At 63.1% G+C, this 18,600-nt stretch carries 11 protein-coding genes; 5 read left to right on the top strand and 6 right to left on the bottom strand.

Annotation, left to right across the window (positions count from 1 at the left end; all coding sequences use genetic code 11):
- Positions 1-65: 65 nt before the first annotated feature.
- On the bottom strand, positions 66-632 hold the full coding sequence (locus G7016_RS04790; RefSeq protein WP_181111687.1) for a nitroreductase family protein: 567 nt from the start codon (positions 630-632) through the stop codon (positions 66-68).
- Between the two features lie 96 nt (positions 633-728).
- On the opposite strand from G7016_RS04790, the gene G7016_RS04785 reads away from it, so the two are divergent.
- Both G7016_RS04785 and G7016_RS04780 read left to right on the top strand, forming a co-directional pair.
- Positions 729-2,183, top strand: coding sequence for a TrkH family potassium uptake protein (locus G7016_RS04785; RefSeq protein WP_181111686.1), 1,455 nt, complete (start codon positions 729-731; stop codon positions 2,181-2,183).
- Positions 2,184-2,243: 60 nt separating this feature from the next.
- Positions 2,244-2,555 (top strand): DUF962 domain-containing protein, encoded by a 312-nt coding sequence (locus tag G7016_RS04780; RefSeq protein WP_181111685.1) that lies wholly within the window; start codon positions 2,244-2,246, stop codon positions 2,553-2,555.
- 11 nt (positions 2,556-2,566) lie between these two features.
- Here the strand turns inward: G7016_RS04780 and G7016_RS04775 are convergent, their stop codons facing one another.
- From G7016_RS04775 to recQ, 3 genes are all read right to left on the bottom strand, one after another.
- Entirely contained in the window at positions 2,567-4,867 is a 2,301-nt protein-coding gene (locus G7016_RS04775) for a FimV/HubP-related protein (protein ID WP_181111684.1), read from the bottom strand.
- 83 nt (positions 4,868-4,950) lie between these two features.
- On the bottom strand, positions 4,951-5,388 hold the full coding sequence (locus G7016_RS04770; RefSeq protein WP_181111683.1) for a MarR family transcriptional regulator: 438 nt from the start codon (positions 5,386-5,388) through the stop codon (positions 4,951-4,953).
- A gap of 92 nt (positions 5,389-5,480) precedes the next feature.
- Positions 5,481-7,619 (bottom strand): DNA helicase RecQ, encoded by a 2,139-nt coding sequence (recQ, locus tag G7016_RS04765; protein WP_181111682.1) that lies wholly within the window; start codon positions 7,617-7,619, stop codon positions 5,481-5,483.
- 162 nt (positions 7,620-7,781) lie between these two features.
- Here recQ and G7016_RS04760 point away from each other — a divergent pair, with 162 nt between their 5' ends.
- On the top strand, positions 7,782-8,369 hold the full coding sequence (locus tag G7016_RS04760; RefSeq protein ID WP_181111681.1) for a UPF0149 family protein: 588 nt from the start codon (positions 7,782-7,784) through the stop codon (positions 8,367-8,369).
- A 185-nt stretch (positions 8,370-8,554) separates the two neighbouring features.
- Here G7016_RS04760 and G7016_RS04755 read toward each other — a convergent pair whose 3' ends face one another.
- Positions 8,555-13,354: a retention module-containing protein gene (locus G7016_RS04755; protein ID WP_181111680.1), complete on the bottom strand. Its 4,800-nt coding sequence runs from the start codon at positions 13,352-13,354 to the stop codon at positions 8,555-8,557.
- A 537-nt stretch (positions 13,355-13,891) separates the two neighbouring features.
- On the opposite strand from G7016_RS04755, the gene G7016_RS04750 reads away from it, so the two are divergent.
- On the top strand, positions 13,892-15,247 hold the full coding sequence (locus tag G7016_RS04750; RefSeq protein ID WP_181111679.1) for a TolC family outer membrane protein: 1,356 nt from the start codon (positions 13,892-13,894) through the stop codon (positions 15,245-15,247).
- 60 nt (positions 15,248-15,307) lie between these two features.
- On the opposite strand, the gene G7016_RS04745 is transcribed toward G7016_RS04750, so the two are convergent.
- Positions 15,308-16,273: an NAD(P)H-quinone oxidoreductase gene (locus G7016_RS04745; protein ID WP_181111678.1), complete on the bottom strand. Its 966-nt coding sequence runs from the start codon at positions 16,271-16,273 to the stop codon at positions 15,308-15,310.
- Between the two features lie 174 nt (positions 16,274-16,447).
- Here G7016_RS04745 and G7016_RS04740 point away from each other — a divergent pair, with 174 nt between their 5' ends.
- A complete protein-coding gene (locus G7016_RS04740; RefSeq protein ID WP_181111677.1) occupies positions 16,448-18,523 on the top strand; it encodes a carboxy terminal-processing peptidase in 2,076 nt (691 codons plus the stop codon).
- Positions 18,524-18,600: the final 77 nt, after the last annotated feature.

Genomic DNA, 18,600 nt, shown 5'->3' with positions numbered 1-18,600 from the left:
GGCCGGCCATCCGGCGTAGCTCGCGAATAGGGGGTTAGAGCCCTCCTACAGGAGTGTGGCTCACCTCAGCCACGCCCCACCCAAGCGCTGACGAACCCTTCCGCCGAGGTACGGCTGGCAGGGCGGACTTCGTGAGCCGGGGTGCCCAGGTAGATCAGCCCGATGATCTGCTCATGGGCCGCCAGCCCCAGCCCGGCCGCCACCGACGGGGCGAACGACAGCTCACCGCTGCGCCACATGGCGCCGACGCCTTGGGCGTAGGCCGCCAGCAGCAACCCATGCACCGCGCAGCCCGCCGTGAGCACCTGTTCAGAGACCGGAACCTTCGGATGGGGCCTGGTCACAGCGATGGCGACCACCACCAACGGAGCCCGCAGCGGGCCCTTGCGCGCTTTCTCGATGGCCGCCTCGTTGCCCTCTCCGCCCTTTGCCGCCGCCGCCTGGGCAAGCAGCTCACCCAACGCCAGGCGCGCATCGCCTTCGACGGTCAAAAACCGCCATGGCTTGAGCTGGCCATGGTCCGGCGCGCGCATGGCGGCGTCGAACATCAAGGCTCGCTGCTCTTGGTTGGGCGCAGGCTCCACCAGCCGGCTGACGGACACACGTTCAAGCAGGGCTTCCAAGGCTTCCATCGGGCACTCCTTATCAACTCGTTCGGGCTAGTCTAACGTTTACACCGGCTGGCCCGCAGGTAAAATGTCCGGCCCTTTTGTCCCAGCGTGGGTTCAATGTCACTGTCGACCCTTCGTGTCATCGGCTTCATCATCGGCATTTTCCTGCTCACGCTGGCCGTCGGCATGGCCATTCCCATGCTCACCCTCGTTGTGTTCGACCGCACCGAAGACCTGCACAGTTTCCTCTGGGCAAGCTTGCTGACCTTCCTGTCGGGCCTGGCACTGGTCATCCGCGGCCGCCCCGAGCAAAGCAACCTCCGCCCTCGCGACATGTACCTGCTCACGGTGAGCAGCTGGGTACTGGTAGCGGTTTTCGCCGCCCTGCCCTTCTATTTCACCGCTCACATCAGCTACACCGATGCGTTCTTTGAAAGCATGTCGGGCATCACGGCAACCGGCTCCACCGTGCTCACCGGGCTCGACGCCATGTCTCCCGGGATACTCATCTGGCGCTCGCTGCTGCACTGGCTGGGCGGCATCGGCTTCATCGCCATGGCCGTCGCCATCCTGCCTCTGCTGCGCATCGGTGGCATGCGCCTGTTCCAGACAGAGTCCTCGGACCGATCGGAAAAGCTGATGCCGCGCTCGCACATGGTCGCCAAGTCCATCGTGCTGGTGTATGTGGGCATTACCACTCTCGGCGCCCTGGGGTTATGGCTCGCCGGGATGACGCTGTTCGATGCGGTCAACCACGCCATGTCGGCCATCTCTACGGGCGGTTTTTCCACCTCGGACCAATCCCTCGCCAAGTGGCATCAACCGGCGGTGCAATGGGTGGCCATCGTACTGATGATTCTCGGCAGCCTGCCGTTCACGCTTTACGTGGCGACGTTGCGCGGCCACTACCAGGCGCTGCTGCGAGACCAACAGGTTCAGGGCTTTCTCGGGCTGCTGCTGATGTGTTGGGTGGTGCTGGGCGGTTGGTACTGGCTGGGCACCGGCTTGCCGTTCTCGCAGGCGCTGCTGCACGTGGCCTTCAACGTTACCTCAGTAATCACCACTACCGGCTTCGCGTTGGGGGACTACAGCTTGTGGGGCAACTTTGCCCTCATGTTTTTCTTTTACCTGGGCTTCATCGGTGGCTGCTCGGGCTCCACGGCCGGGGGCATCAAGATCTTCCGGTTCCAGGTGGCGTATATCCTGCTCAAGGCCAGCCTCAACCAGCTCATTCACCCGCGCGCGGTGATCAGCCAGAAATACAATCGCCACCGGCTGGACGAAGACATTGTGCGTTCGATCCTCACGTTCTCGTTCTTCTTCGGCGCCACCATCGGCCTGATCGCGCTGGCACTGGGGCTGCTTGGGCTGGATTGGATGACCGCGCTAACGGGCGCGGCCAGTACGGTCTCCGGGGTAGGCCCGGGCCTGGGTGACACCATCGGCCCGGCCGGGAATTTCGCGCCTTTGCCGGATGCAGCCAAATGGCTGCTGTCGTTTGGCATGCTGCTGGGGCGGCTGGAAATCATTACCGTGCTGGTGCTGTGCATGCCTGCTTTCTGGCGGCATTGAGCGCAGGCTGCGCTTTGGCTATGCTCTGGCCATTGAACAGGCGCGGCGCCCGGAGGCCTTATGAGCGATACCCACGGTTTTGCGAGTTTTGCCGAGTTTTATCCGTACTACCTGGCCGAGCACAGCAATAACACCAGCCGGCGCCTTCACTTCGTGGGCACCAGCCTGGTGATTGCATTCGTGACCTACGCCTTTGCGACCTTCAACCCCTGGCTGCTGCTCGCCGTGCCTGTGGTGGGCTACGGCTTCGCCTGGGTCGGCCACTTCTTTTTCGAACACAACCGCCCGGCCACCTTCAAGCACCCGCTTTATAGCCTGATGGGCGACTTCGCGATGTTCCGCGACCTGATCACGGGCAAACTGAGCTTCTGAACAGGCGGGCCCTACAGGCCCGCAAGCAGTTGCCGCGCAGCTTCGCGGGTGGTTTCGTCGGTGTCCTGGGCCAGCTCGTGCAAAAGCCAGCTTGCCTCTTGCCGCTCACCCTGAGCCAGCAGCGCGCGGGCATGATCGAGACGGTCTGCACTCTGGGCCTGGCTTTCCAGATCATCGAAATCGATGCTCAGCTCATCCAGGTCGGGGAGCTCGCTCCCCGGCAGCGCAAAGTCCTCGCCAAGCCCTTCTCCGGGCAGTTCGAGCGCTTCGTCCTCCACGGGCAAATCACTCCCGAGGCCGGGCAACAATCCCGGCTCGTCGGCAAAATTATCAAGAAACGCCGCGTCCAGATCCTCTCCACCCTCTTCGGGCACGAGTGCGAGCGGCTCATCAGCGAAGTCGCTGAGGAATTCGTCTTCAGGCAGCTCGAGCACCTCGGGCAATTCGCGCAGGTTGGAAAAGAACAGGCTTTCATCGAGCGGAGCGCTGTCGGCTGGCGTGTCCAGCACGCTCGAAGCTGGGCGAGAAAGCGGCGCAGGGGGTGGATCGAACGGGTCCATGGAAGACCAATCCGCATCCAGCGCCATGTCCTCCAGGTTCAGATGGAATTCATCGGCCGCCAAGGCTTGCGATGCAGCCGCTGGCGCAGCCACGTCCGGTTCGTTCAGGTCCCCCAGCGCATCGAAATCGATGTCCAGGTCTGACAGCGTGTCGTTCGCAGGCAACTCGTCGGTGGTAGCCGGCGCTTCGAAATCCTCCGGGCGAACCTGGCGCGGCGACTCGGGAATGACCGGCGGCAGCTGCGTGGCGGCCGCGGTGCCAGCTGCCAGCGCCACGGCGGCCGAAGCCAAGCGGGGGAAGCGAGCACGGGTTTGATCCAGCGTGGCATCGCTCTCGCCACTGGCGCGCAGCGCAGCCTCTTCCTCGGCATAGGCGTGGGCGTTGCCCTGCAAGCCCAGCACTTCAAGAATGCGCAAGCGAAGGTCGCGGCGCTCTGGCTGGCGCTGCAGCCCCTCCCGGAGCACGCCGAGGGCTTCGTTGAAGCGCCCGTAGGCGATGTAGATACTGGCGGCGTCCAGCGCGTCGGTCGCGGGCGCGTGCTCGCGCCGCGCCGCCACCGGTACCGCGGTCGCCAGTGCGTTCTGGACGTCAGTGGCGTCGCCTTGGCCGGCAGCAACTGTAGCGGGCAATACTGGCGCCTCCGGCGCAGCGGTGCGCTGGCGGCGACGCTGCAACAGCCAGGCGGCGATAAGCAGCACCAGCGCCAGCAACGCGCCCAGTTGCAACAGCCAGGTGAGATCGTCCGTTTCCGGGGCTACCACCAGCGGGGCCACGGGGGCGGGCGGATTCGCGGCCGCAGGTGCCGCTGCAGGAGCGGCAGCCGGGGGTGTGGCCGTTGCAGCTACGGGCGCAGCGGGCGCTGTGGAAGCTGGCGCGGGTGCTGCAGGAGCAACCGAAGCGCCAGCCTCGGCAGGCGCGCCTGCTGTGTTCGTAGTGGGCGCCGTCGAAGTGGAAGGTGCTGCCACAGGCGGCGCAACAGCCGCTCGCGCCGCGGCGATCGCCTGCGCTTCGGCCAGGCGGGATTGCAGCTCGGCAAGCTGCTGATCCTTGGTACTGCGTTCCTCCTCCAGGCCCTGCAAGCGGGACTCGAGGTCGTCCACGGACTGCTGCAGCTGTTTGTTCTGGGCCGCCGTGGCGGTCAGTTGTTCGCCGGCCGAGGTTTCCTTGGCCGGGCTGCTACCTTCGTTGCTTCGCTTGCGCGGCGCAGCAGGCGGCGGTACCGGCGCTTCGGCCTGGGTAGGCATGGGCGCCACCGACGACACAGGTTCTGGCCGCGCGTTGGTGGCGATCAGTGGCGGTGGCAACGCCACGGTGCCCGGCGGATCGAGCAATAGGGTGTAGGTGCGCAGAAGCTGCCCGCTGGGCTGGGTGACCTGGACGATAAAGCTCAGGTAGGGCTCCAACACTACCTTGCTGGAAGTGACATGGATAACCTTGCGGCCATTTTTGAACACCGGCGTGAAGCGCAGGTCGGTGAGAAAGAACGAGCGGTCCACGCCCGCCCTGGCGAATTCCTCCGGCGTACCGAGGCTGACGGTGATATCACTTTCGTCAAGGCCGGCGCTGTCAGCCAAGGTGATATCGGCGTTCAGCGGCTGGTTCAGTGCCGAATGCAGGGTAATGTCGCCCAGCCCCAGCGCGCAGGCAAGGCCGGACCATGCAAGGGCACAGCCGCCCAGTATCGAATAGAGCGCCAGGCGAGTGGCCGATCGAGGCGCGAACCGGACATTACGGGTAAAACGCTTGCGCATGAGCATCCCTTGGGAACGACTTCCACAGCCTTCCTTATAGCCTGCGCCCGGGGAAACTCAAAGCCCCGCGACGGCCTACCGGTTCAGGCCCGCTTCTCCAGGTTGGCCAGTACCTTGGCGTGAACCGCCATGGCTGTGGCCAGATCCTGCTCACTGATGCCGCTGAACAGCTCCAGGCGCAGTTCGTTGGCAATGGTTTCAATCTGTTTGATCAGCGGCAGGGCCGATTCGCTCAAGCTGATCTGCTTCGCGCGGCGGTCTTCCACCACTGCGTGGCGCCGCACCAGGCCCTGAGCCTCCAGGCTGTCGAGCAACCGGGCCAGGGTCGGGCCTTCAACGCCCACGCTGGCGGCCAGTTCACGCTGTGTGGGGGCAACTTCGAAACGGGCCAGGTGCAACAGCACCAGCCAGCGGGCCTGGGACAGACCGAGGCCTGCCAGGCGGCGATCGAGTTCGCCGCGCCACCCTCGGGACAACTGGGCCAGTTGCATGCCGAAGCGGTGTTGGTCAGTCAGGGGCATAGGTCAACTCAAGTCACGAATACAATTATTAGGGAGCTAAGCAGGAGCGCTGGTGCTTGGCAAGTGCTTGTAATGCTTCCAGACCATTCCTTTTAAAGCTCGAACTCCGACTGCAGTGCGGCGCGTACGCAGTACAGCACCCCTTCGGGCACTCGCCCCTGGAACAGCGGAGCGATTTCGCTTACCGGCGGCAGCTCCCCCTCACCATCCAGGAAGCTGTCCTGGATTTCGCTGAGCAGCTCGAAGGGAAGGTCCAACGCCTGCTCCAATGACAGTTGCTGGGCGCCAATCGCCTCGGCCAGCAAGGTATACACATTTTTCTCGGAGCACTTGAGTTGCCCGGCGATCTGCGTGGGGGTCATGCCAGCGCGGGCCAGGCTTACCAGTTCATGGCGAAGGTCCACCACAGGGGCAGGGGCCGCCGCGCTGCTCTGGGTACCGCCAAGCACCTCGAGGAAAGCATCGCCATAGCGCTCCAGCTTGCGTGCGCCTACGCCGCTTACCCGACCCATTTCCGCCAGGGTAGTGGGTTGGCTGCGCAGCATTTCCAGCAAGGTCGAATCCGGGAAGATCACATACGGCGGCACACCATGTTCTTCGGCCAGCCGGCGACGCAGCGCCCGCAGCGCTTCCCACTGTTCGCGCTCTTCCCCGCGCACCAATTGGCTGGCCGGGCTGCCGCCGCTGCTGCGCGCAGTCACCTGGGGTTTGAGGTCCCGGCGCAGTTCAAGGGTCACTTCGCCGCGCAGCAGGGGTCGGCAGGCATCGGTCAGGCGCAGCCCGCCATAGCCTTCGAGGTCAATGTCAGCGAGCCCACGGGCGACCAGCTGGCGATACAGCGACCGCCAGTCGCCTTCTGCCCTGCCTTTACCCACCCCGAACACGGCGAGGCGCTCATGGCCAGAGGCACGTACCTTCTCGTTGTCACGCCCCAGCAGAACGTCCACCAGGTGGCCCACGCCGTAGCGCTGGCCGGTACGGTAGATGGCCGACAGCGCCTGGCGCGCAGGCTCGGTTGCATCCCAGGTTTGCACACCGTCCACGCAGTTGTCGCAATGCCCGCAAGGCTGGGGCAGGTCTTCATCGAAATAGGCCAGCAGCGCCTGACGCCGACAGCGGGTTTCCTCGCACAGCGCCAGCATGGCGTCGAGCTTATGTTGCTCCACCCGCTTGTGGCGCTCGTCGCCCTCGGAGTTCTGCATCATCTGCTTGAGCATCAGCACGTCTTGCAGGCCGTATGCCATCCACGCATCGGCCGGCAAGCCATCGCGGCCTCCGCGGCCGGTTTCCTGGTAATACGCCTCGAGGGATTTGGGCAGGTCCAGGTGGGCCACATAGCGTACGTTAGGCTTGTCGATGCCCATGCCGAAGGCAATGGTAGCCACCATGATCAGGCCTTCCTCGTTGAGGAAGCGCTTCTGGTTGAACGCGCGCAGCTCGGCAGGCAGGCCGGCGTGGTAGGGCAATGCCGGGAAGCCCTGCTCCACCAGTTGGGCGGCGACCTCGTCCACCTTCTTGCGCGACAGGCAATACACGATACCGGCATCGCCTTTATGCTCGCCAAGGAATGCCAGCAACTGCTTGCGCGGCTGCTCCTTGGGCACGATGCGGTAGAAGATGTTGGGGCGGTCGAAACTCGACAGAAAGCGCTCGGCGTCATGCAGGGCCAGGCGGTTGACGATTTCCTCTCGCGTGCGTTTATCCGCCGTGGCGGTCAGCGCGATCCGTGGCACATCGGGGAACAACTCGGCCAACTGACCCAGTTGCAGGTATTCGGGACGGAAGTCGTGGCCCCACTGCGAGACGCAATGCGCTTCGTCGATGGCAAACAGCGCCACATTCAGTTGCTGCAGGAAGCTGAGCATGCGCGGCTGCACCAGCCGCTCGGGGGCCAGGTACAGCAATTTGATTTCCCCCTGACGCAGGCGAACCGCCAGCTCGCGCTGCTGTTCGGCATCGAGGGTGGAATTGAGCGCCGCGGCGGGTACGCCCAGCTCATCGAGCGTGGCAACCTGATCTTCCATCAGGGCAATAAGGGGCGACACCACGATGGTGAGGCCTTCGCGCAGCAATGCAGGCACCTGGTAGCACAGCGATTTGCCGCCGCCGGTGGGCATCAACACCAGGGCATCGCCGCCTCGCGCCACACGCTCGATGATCGCCCCTTGGCGACCGCGGAAGCTGTCGTAGCCGAAGACGTCCTTTAGGACACGTTGTGCCTGTTCGAGCATGCATGACTCCAGGAAACCGCGAAAACCGCCCGCGGGTCGAAAAAATGGCGAGCAGTATACCAAACCACCGAGCCACAGCGCTTTTACCTGCCTTGCGGTGGCGCTTACCCCGGTTCAGGGCCTAGAATTCAGCATTGTCCTTTTCCCCCAAGGTAGTCATTCATGTCATTCGCCGAGCAACTTACCCGCCTGCAAGTCTTCCTGGACGCCGATGAGCTCCATGAAGAAGCGCTGGATTACGTAGCGGCGCATGGCTACTTGACCGCGCTGTCCATTACCACTGAGCAAGTGCCCGAGCGCGAGTGGATCGACGCGCTCTTCGCCGAAGAGCCGCACTATGCCGACGATGCCGAGCGCGAAATGATCGAAGGCACGCTGGTGCAGCTCAAGGCGCATATTGCTCGTCAGCTCGCCAGCGATGAGGAATTCGAGCTGCCGTGCGACCTGGACCTGGGCGAAGAGCCCGACGACTCCGAGTTGCGCGGCTGGTGCATCGGCTTCATGGAAGGGGTGTTCCTGCGCGAAGAGGCCTGGTTCGAAACCGCGGAAGACGAAGTCAGCGAGCTGCTGCTGCCGATCATGGTGGGGTCGGGCCTGTTCGACGAGCAGTCCGAGTTCTCCGATATCGCCAGCAGCCCCGACCTTCAGGATGAAATGGTGGTACAGATCCCGGAAATCCTTACCGGCCTGTACCTGATGATGCATGCGCCAGACGAAAAGCCGGCGCTGCTCAAGCCGCGTACTCACTGACCCAGGGCTTTCAGCGCTGCGCCCGTAAGATGACCTTGCCGGCGACCGCGGCAGTTCCGAAACAGCGGCCCTGATAGGCCGGTCGCGGCCAAGGCCAGCTGCTACGGGATATACCCGCCGATCGCGGCCAAGGCCAGCTGCTACGGGATACACCTCGTAGCAGCTGGCCTTGGCCGCGACGAGCCTTACACCGTGCTATCGACCTTCAGCGAGTGATCGCCCAGCAGGCCGTTGATGATGGCCGAATTGTTTTGCAACCCTACCACCAGCCCGTTGGCATCGGTGCTCACGTTGTAGGCCTGGGCCAGGTTCACGTGTTGCAGGTCGATGCTCTGCACCGCGGCGCCACCAGCGGTGCTGCTGATGTCGATGGTGCTGACCAGGTTGCTCCCGCTGCCAGTGACCTTGAAGCTCAACAGGCCTTCAAGGTCGCCTTTGCCCAGGTCGCCCAACAGGGAGCCGAGGTCGAGGGTGTCGGTGCCCAGTTTGAAGTCGGCCACGGTATCAGTCCCGGTATCACCTGCCTGCCATACGAAGCTATCAGCGCCCGCGCCACCGGTGAGGGTGTCGTTCCCGGCACCGCCGATCAGCGTATCCGCGCCATTGCCGCCATAGAGCTGGTCGTTGCCGGCGCCTCCGTTCATCACCAGGCCGTTGTCGCCCGCATGGAAGATGTCGTCGTAATCCGAGCCGATCAGGTGTTCGATACCGGTAAGGGTTTCGCCTGCAGCCCAGCCGCCGGTAGTGCCGCCCTCTCTCAGGTCCACGGTTACGGCACTGGTTGCAGCTGCATAGCTGACAGTGTCGAACCCGTCGCCGCCGTCCAGTACCACGGTGTGAACGCCTGCCAGCAGCAGGTCGTTGCCCGTGCCGCCATGCAATTCGTCGGCGCCCTGCCCTGCCACCAGCACATCGTTACCAGCTCCGCCCTGAAGCACGGAACCGTCATCGGTGGCCGTCAGGGTGTCGTCACCGCTGGTGCCCGTCACGGTGTGCTCACCCTGATGGTCCGCCACCACCAATGCGCTGGCGTGGCTCGCATGAGCATCGTCGATAGCGGAGGTGGTGGCAGTGGCCACAGGCGTGGTTTGCGCGTGGCTGTAATCCACACTCAGTGCCAGCTGATAGGTTTCGGTAGTCGCCGCGGCGTCCGCATTGGTCACTTTCAGGTGGTAGGTCCCGTCCGCGGTAGCGGTAAGGCTGTTCCCGACCACGGCGGCATAGCTGCCATCATCCAGCGCGTAGCTGAGTGTTGCCGCGCCGCTGCTGACGGCGGCGGAATCGACGGTGAGGGTCTCGCCCTGGCGCAAGTGCACACTCACCGTGTCGCTGGCATCGGCGGTACCCGCATGAGCCAGGGTGCCCGTGATCAGCAGCGCGGCGGTCAGTGCCAGGGAGTTGGCGTAGAACTGAGAGCGTTCCACCGCCAGTGCACGCCCCGCGACGGCCAGGCTGACAGGGCTGGTGGCGGAAAAATCAGCGCCAGCTGCCGCCCAGTCATTGCTGACGAGAATCGCGTTGCTGCTGGTGGCCGTGGCGGCAGGGTTGACGTTGATGGTCAGGGTTGAGCCCGCCGTATCACCGTCGTTGTCCACGATGGTGTAGCCGATGTTCTCCTGGCTGCTGGCATTGCTGCCTGCCGCGGTGATGTAGCCGTACTGCCCTGTGCCCACATTGATGGCCAGGATGCCGCCGTGGCTGGTGGTCACGCTCAGCAGGTTACTGGTGCTGTCGAAACTCCAGCTACCGGCGGTGCCGTCGGCGGTTACCGCGCCCTTGCCGTCATAGGTGTAGGTCACGCCGTCCACGCTGATGCTTTGCAGGTGGCCGCCATCCACGCCGAACTGGGCCGCGCTGGTAAGGCTGCCGCTGACCGACCCACTGCCCACGGTACCGTTGAGTACGCTGGGCAATTGCGACAGGTCGGTCACGACCACAGAGGCCGTATCGGTCCCGGTAGTGCCGTTGTAGGCGATCGGGTCCAGGTACACCGCCTTGGCGCTCGGCCCCATGCCGATGGCATAGGACTGGATATTGTTAGCGTCGAGGAAGGTCTGCCAGGCCGTCTGTTCGGCACTGTCGATGCCGTCGCCCAGCGCGACGTCTGTCTTGTTGCCAGACTGGCCATTGCCGGTCTTGGGACGCTCATCAGACAGCGTAGGGTTGCCGTCGGAAAGGAAGTAAGACACGTTCTGCGCGTCGGTCAGCTTGCCAGCCGTGGCCCATGCCGCCTGCGCGCCATCCAGCGCATAGTCGTAGTTGGTGCCGCCGCCATTGGTCACCGAGTCGCTGTTGATGGCCGCGCGCGCCTCGGCCACCGTCATCCACTGGCTGCTCAGCACGTTTTCGTGGTTGTTGAAGGTCACCACCTGCACCCGCACATCGCCCATGTCATCGTAACGGGCCAGCAGCTCGTTGATGGACTGCTTGGCAAGGTCCAGCCGGCTCAGGCCATTGACTTTGGAATCGTTGCCCATGCTGTTGGAAACGTCCAGCACGATCAGCAGGTTGGTATTCACCGCCGTGGAGGACACGCTATCGGTGATGGGCGCGGCCGTGGGCACGTCGTCTTCGATACGCACGTTCAGCCAGGCAAGGCTGCTGTCGCCATCGCTGTCAGTGGCCACCAGGCGGAAGTCTTCCGACAGCTCGCTCTGGCCCACATTGTGTTGCTGGGCTTCAGACAAGGTGTAGCTGTAGCTCACAACGCCCGTGGTTTCGTTGTACCCGGTAATGGTCAGCGCGTTACCCAACTGGCCGGTTACGGTCACCGGCAGGCCGGTCGCGCTGCCGCCGATCACGTCCACGCCATCGATAGTCAGGGTGGCCAGGCCATCCTTCGCATCGATTGTGAAGGTGCCCACACGGGTGAGTTCTGCAGCGTTGGGGTCGGTACCGCCTGGAAGGTTGGCCTCGAATACCCGCTGCTCGCCGCCATTCACGCCCAGGCTGATGAAGGTGACCGGGTCGTCCGGGTTGGTGACATTCACGGTCAGCGTGGCAGTGGCGGCATCGCCGTCGCTGTCGATGATCGAGTAGCTGAAGGTTTCGGTACCGTTGCCCACGGTGGCGTTGCCGGCCAGCAGGTCGCGGTAGGCCTGGCTAGTGGTGTCCAGGGTGTAGGTATAGGAACCGTCAGCGCCGAGCACCAGGGTACCGTAGGTGCCCTCGTAGGTGCCGGGGTTGGTCACTGGCGACGGGATCGCGTCAGCACCCAGGGAATCGTTGGCCAGTACGTTGCCGCTGACCACCGTGGTGGTGTCGCTCACGGCGGTAGTGTCAGAGACCGCAATAGGGTTGTCGTCTTCGATGCGCACGTTCAGCCAGGCGTTGCCGGTGTCGCCGTCGCTGTCGGTGGCGATCAGGTGGAAGTCTTCCGATAGCTCGCTCTGGCCCACGTTGTGCTGCTGGGCTTCGGACAGGGTGTAGCTGTAGGTAACCACGCCCGTGGTGGCATCGTAGCCGGTGATGGTCAGGGCATTGCCCAATTGGCCGGTGATGGTCACTGGCAGGCCGGTGGCGCTGCCGCCGATCACGTCCACGCCGTCGATGGTCAGCGTGGCCAGGCCGTCTTTCGCATCCAGGGTAAAGCTGCCAACGCGGGTCAGCGCCGCTGCGTCAGGGTCGGTACCGGTGCTGAGGTTGGCTTCGAACACCCGCTGCTCGCCGCCGTCCACACCCAGGCTGATAAAGGTGACCGGGTCGTCCGGGTTGGTAACGTTCACGGTCAGCGTGGCGGTGGCGGCATCGCCGTCGCTGTCGATGATCGAGTAGCTGAAGGTTTCCGTGCCGTTGCCTACGGTGGCATTGCCGGACAGCAGGTCGCGGTAAGCCTGGCTGGTGGTATCCAGGGTGTAGGTGTAGGAACCGTCAGCGCCGAGCACCAGGGTGCCGTAGGTGCCGGTGTAGGTGCCAGGGGTCGTCACCGGGGACGCGATGCCGTCGGCGCCCAGCACATCGTTGCTGAGCACGTTGCCGGTCACCACGGTCAGGTCATCGCTTGCAGCCTGGGTATCGGCTACAGCGGTAGGCACGTCGTCCTGAATGGTCACGTCCAGGCTGCCGCTGGCGGTGGAACCGTCGTTGTCCACGGCAGTGACCGGGATGCTTTCACCGAGGGTATTGGCGCCATTCCCGGCGGGATGGTCGGCATTACCGGTCAGCGTGTAGGTGTAGGACAGCACGCCGGTGGCCGGGTCGAAGCCGGTTACGGTAAGCAGGTTGCCGTCGGCCGTGGTATAGGACTGCCCTATTCCCACAACCTGCCCGGCACGGATCACCTCAAGGGTGCCGATCACCAGGCTGGAAAGGCCATCTGCCGCAGTGACCGTAAAGCTACCGGCCTGCGTGAGCGCGCCCGCGTCCGGGCTGGAACCGTTCGCCAGGTTAGCTTCGTTGACGGTGATTTCGCCGCCGGTCACGTCCAGGCCTGTGAGCACCACCGGGTTGTCCGGCGTGGCGGCTGCCAGCGTTACCAAAGGCGGGAGCGTGGGGTCCGGGAATTCCGGCGCGGCCGGCAAGCCTGCGGTATCGAAGCCGACGGTGGGCGCAACCGAACCGCCGACTTCAGTCAGCAATACGAAAGAATGCCCCCCGCCGCCACCGGGCACGCCGGTAGGGCCGGTCGCGGTAGGGCCCGCGGCCGTGGGTTCGGAAACCTGGGTAGGGTCCACCCCGGCGGCGATGGCCTGCTGCAGGGCGTTGACATCGTCCAGCGCGGTGTCGGCAACGCGCTCACCTGTGGTCTGGATGTCCGGTGCCTGGTGGTGCAGCAACCCTTCATTGAGCGCCAGGCTGCTCCCGCGCCCGAGCGCGAGGTCCTGCCCGCTCTGCAGGTGAACCGAAATGGCACCCCCCACACCGGTGTCCAGCTGTTCGCCAGCGTAAACACGATCTCCCTCAACGAGGAGACGACGAGTGCCATCACCGGCGACTGCGAATACCTGCCCTACTACTTTACTGACGACACCGATCAAGGTTGCCATTGCCTACTCCTCCATTGCCTTTCGGCACCAGGCCGTTGCGCAAAGGAGACAGGGGATGTTCCCCGGAGTTCACGAGAGGGCTGGCATCTTGACAGCCACTGACGCGTCGAAGCTGATGAAATTCACGCATAAGCCGAACTAATTCAACGGGTTGCGGCTCATAGCAGCTTCGTATCGAACATGAGAGCAAAAAGTGCTCTGCGGACTACGGCGACAAAAAAACGTCGCCCTCACAACTGCCCAAAATCCTTCTGGAGTACGACCCACTGATCCCTTGACACACTAAATACCGAATCCTCAAAAATCGTCTGAAAGCCCCCGCACGCGGTCCTTTCAGCGAATCGGGCGACTGTACGATGAACCGAAAGCGCATCGCCTGCATAAGTTTTTTTAGGAATAAGGCTTATGAAGAAATGATATTAACATCACAGAATTTTCACAGCGTCAGTAATGTTACGATCCGCGCATGGATCAATAAGAATAATCGCCAATAATTTGGCGACTGCCATTATTACAGGGACTGGGAGTAGTACACCGATGCGCATCTTAACCCCCCTCTGCAGCGCCGTGCTGTTGGCGATCGGGGCCATGCAGGCCCATGCCATGTCGCTCCAGGAGGCTATTCAGAGCACCGTGGATACACACCCGGAGCTGCAGTCGAATATCAACAGCCGGCTTGCCGCAGACGAAGACGTAAAAGTCGCCCGCGGTGCCTACCTGCCGAGCGTGGACTTCGTGGGCGGCTATGGTCGGGAGAAATCCGACACGCCGACTACCCGGGCCCGGGGTGACCACCATAAAGAGCTGCTGACGTATACAACGTCCGAGCTGCGTCTGCGCCAGATGCTGTTCGACGGGTCGAGCGCGACACGTGAAGTGTCACGAACCGAAGCGGTTTCCACCTCTCGTGCCTTTTATGTGCAAGGCGTGGCACAAGACCTCGCCCTGCGCGCGGTTGAGGTGTACCTGGAGGTGCTCAAGCGCCGAGAGCTGGTGGACCTGGCCAAGAACAACCTGCAAGCGCACCTGAGGGTCAATGACCAGATCGGCCTGCGCACCGAGCGCGGTATCGGCAGCACCGCCGACAGCGATCAGTCCCGTGCCCGCCGCGCGCTGGCCGAGAACAACTACCAGACCGCCATGGTTGACCTGGCCGACGCCGAAGCCAATTTCTACAGCGCCACGGGCCGCATGCCGGATGAGCTCGAAGCACCGCCTACCATTCGTGGCGAGTTGCCTCCCGAAGTCACCGACGCCCGCCAGGCCATGATCGACAATAACCCGTACCTGAAGTCTGCCCAGGCGGATGTACAGGCAGCGGAACAGCAATATGAAGGCGCCAAGTCGCAGTTTTACCCACGGGTAGACGCGGAAGTGGCCGTGGGCGCCAACGACAACATCTCTGGCGAGGAAGGCCATGCCAACGACTGGCGTGCGGGTGTAGCGGTCAGCTACAACCTCTTCCGTGGTGGTAGCGACAAGGCCCGCCTGCAAGGCGACGCGCATCGCATCAACCAGGCGATGGATATCCGCAACAATGCCCTGCGCAGCCTGAACGAAAACATGTCCCTGGCTTGGAACGCCATGCTCAACGCGCGCCAGCAGGCACCCAGCGCACGTGAGTACGCCGAAACCACCACGCGGGTAAGGGCTGCCTACCAGAACCAGTTCGGCCTGGGCCAACGCACCCTGCTCGACCTGCTGGACAGCGAAAACGAGCTGTACAACGCCAACCGTCGTTACACCGAAGTGCGCTACACCGAGGAATACTCGATGTACCGCGTACTGGCGAACATGGGCATGCTGCTGCCGAAGTCCAAGATCGTGCTGCCGGCCGAAGCCATCGCCAAGACCGACGTGAAAAGCGAAGCGCATTTGCCGGATATGCGCTAATCCGTGATTCCCGGGCCTAGCCATTCGGCAAGCCATTCGGCGAAGCCCGGGAACCGGTAGTTAAACCAGCGTCGGATCCACCACCAGCACCACCTTCCCGGTGATCTGGTTGGTGGCCAGTTCGGCGAAGGCTTCCTCGGCCTCGCCGATGGGGAAGGTCCTGGCGATCTGTGGGTTGAGCCGCTTTTCAGTGAACAGCGGCAACACCTCTTGCCCCAATTCCCTCAGCAGCTCCGCCTTGAAGGTATCGTCGCGGCTGCGCAGCGTTGAGCCAATCAGCTGCACGCGCTTACCCAGCATCAGCCCCATGTCCAGCTTGGCCTCACGGCCGCCCATCACCCCGATCAACACCCACCGGCCGTCCTGGGCAGCCACTTGCAGGTTGAGCTCGGCGTAATTGCCCCCTACCGGGTCCAGAATCACGTCGAACGGGCCCAAGTCCTTGAGTGCCGACAGGCCCTCACCGCGCAGCACGCCGCCTTGTGCGCCCAGCGCCTGGCAGTACTCCAGCCGTTCCGCCGAGCCCACCGTCACCCAGGTAGGGTTGCCGAAGGCCTTGCACAGCTGAATCGCCGCCGAGCCTATGCCACTGGCCCCCGCGTGCAGCAGCACCTTCTCGCCAGGCTGCAGGCGCGCCAGCTGGAACAGGTTCAACCATACCGTGCCGTACACTTCCAGAATGCCTGCGGCCTCGATCAGGCTCAGCCCCTCTGGCACGGGCAGCACATGGCGGGCGTCGACCACCACTTCTTCGGCCATGCCACCGCCGGCGAGCAAGGTGCATACACGGTCGCCCACGTTGAACGCAGCGACCCCGGCACCCACTTCGCTGATCACCCCGGCACATTCCAGCCCGAGGATTTCACTGGCCCCTGGCGGCGGCGGATAATGCCCCGCGCGTTGCAACAGGTCGGCCCGATTGAGCCCAGCGGCGGCCACGCGAATGCGCACCTGCCCCACATCGCATGGGGGTGCCGGGTACTCGGCCCATTCCACATGCCCTTCAACGCCTTGCAATGCCTTCACGCTGCCTCCATAGTTGACTTGAACTGAGCCCCGCGCGATGACGCGGGGTTTTTTGCATTATGTGACTCAAGTGCCGCGCCGCTGCATGAACAGGATTTAATGTAGCGGAGCTGGAACCGGTCCATTCAAAGACGGCCTAATATGCGTTATCAACTGTCCCCTCGTCGAATGAGCATGAAGCAACTATTCCCCGGTACCGCCCTGGCGTTAGGCATCAGCCTCAGCCTGCTGTCAGCCCCAGGCTTTGCGGCCAATAGCTGGAACAGCCTTCAGCCCGACCGCGACGAGGTGATCGCCAGCCTCAACGTCGTCGAGTTGTTAAAACGCCATCACTACAGCAAACCGCCGCTGAACGATGCGCGCTCGGTCATCATCTATGACAGCTATATCAAACTGCTGGATCCGTCCCGCAGTTATTTCCTGGCCAGTGATATCGCAGAGTTCGACAAGTGGAAAACCCAGTTCGATGATTTCCTGAAAAACGGAAACCTCGATCCTGGCTTTACCATCTACAAGCGTTATCTGGATCGCGTGAAGGCCCGCCTCGACTACGCCCTCGACCTGCTGGACGATGGCGTGGACAAGATGGACTTCAGCACCAACGAAACGCTCGAGGTGGACCGCAAGGATTCCCCATGGCTGGCAACCACCGCCGACCTGGATGGCCTGTGGCGCAAGCGGGTGATGGACGAAGTACTGCGCATGAAGTTGGCGGGCAAGGATTCCAAGCAGATCCAGGAAACCCTGACCAAGCGCTACAAGAACCAGCTGGCACGGCTCGATCAAACCCGCGCCGAAGATATCTTCCAGGCATACATCAATACCTTCGCCCAGTCCTACGATCCGCACACCAACTACCTGTCGCCTGACAACGCGGAAAACTTCGATATCAACATGAGCCTTTCCCTGGAAGGCATCGGGGCCGTGCTGCAGAGCGACAACGATCAGGTGAAGATCGTGCGGCTGGTACCGGCCGGGCCGGCGGACAAGACCAAGCAGGTCGCGCCTTCGGACAAGATCATCGGGGTAGCCCAGGGCGACAAGGAAATGGTCGACGTGGTCGGCTGGCGCCTGGATGAAGTGGTCAAGCTGATCCGCGGGCCCAAGGGTTCGGTGGTGCGCCTGGAAGTGATCCCGCATACCAACGCGCCAAACGACCAGACCAGCAAGATCGTGTCCATCACCCGTGAAGCGGTGAAGCTCGAAGAGCAGGCGGCGAAAAAATCCGTGCTGCACTTGAACCAGAACGGCCACGACTACAAGCTGGGCGTGATCGAAATCCCGGCGTTCTACCTGGACTTCAAAGCCTTCCGCGCCGGGGATCCGGACTACAAGTCCACCACCCGGGACGTGAAGAAGCTGCTCAGCGAGCTGCAGAAAGAAAAAGTCGACGGCGTGGTCATCGACCTGCGCAACAACGGCGGCGGTTCTCTTCAGGAAGCGACCGAGCTCACCAGCCTGTTCATCGAGAAAGGCCCGACGGTGCTGGTGCGCAACAGCGACGGCAAGGTCGACGTGCTCGAGGACGAAAACCCTGGCGCCTTCTACAAGGGGCCGTTGGCGTTGCTGGTCAACCGCCTCTCCGCTTCGGCGTCTGAAATCTTCGCTGGCGCGATGCAGGACTACCACCGAGCGCTGATCATCGGTGGCCAGACCTTCGGCAAGGGCACCGTGCAAACGATCCAGCCCCTCAACCATGGCGAGCTTAAACTCACCTTGGCGAAGTTCTACCGAGTGTCGGGTCAGAGCACGCAGCACCAGGGCGTACTGCCGGACATCGCTTACCCGTCGATCATCGACACCAAGGAAATCGGCGAGAGCGCGCTGCCCGAAGCCATGCCGTGGGACACCATCCGGCCTGCCGTCAAACCGGAAACCGACCCCTTCAAGCCGTTCCTGGCGCAGCTCAAGACCTTGCATGACAAGCGGACCGAGGGCGACGCGGAATTCGCTTATATCCGCGACCGCCTGGCGCTCAGCCAGAAGCTCGCTGACGAAAAAACAGTGAGCCTCAACGAAGCCCAGCGCCGCGCCGAGCACACCAGCATCGAAGCCCAACAGCTTGCGCTGGAAAATGCCCGCCGCAAGGCCAAGGGGCAGGAGCCGCTCAAGGAACTGAAGAAAGAGGACGAAGACCCGCTGGCAGGCGCGCCCGACGACAGCAAGCCCGAGGACGATGCCTACCTGAGTGAAACCGGCCGCATCCTGATCGACTACCTGCGGCTGAATACCCAGGTGGCCAAGCACTGATGTGAAAGGTGATAGCGCGGCGGGCTGATGGCGTTTTAGTCATCATCCTGTCACGCAACTGTCGTGAAATACGAGGC

It is taken from the genome of Pseudomonas japonica (assembly GCF_013522925.1).
In the GTDB taxonomy this organism is placed as follows: domain Bacteria; phylum Pseudomonadota; class Gammaproteobacteria; order Pseudomonadales; family Pseudomonadaceae; genus Aquipseudomonas; species Aquipseudomonas japonica_A.
Note: the sequence above shows the minus strand (reverse complement) of the source record. Positions and strands in the feature narration are given on the sequence as shown.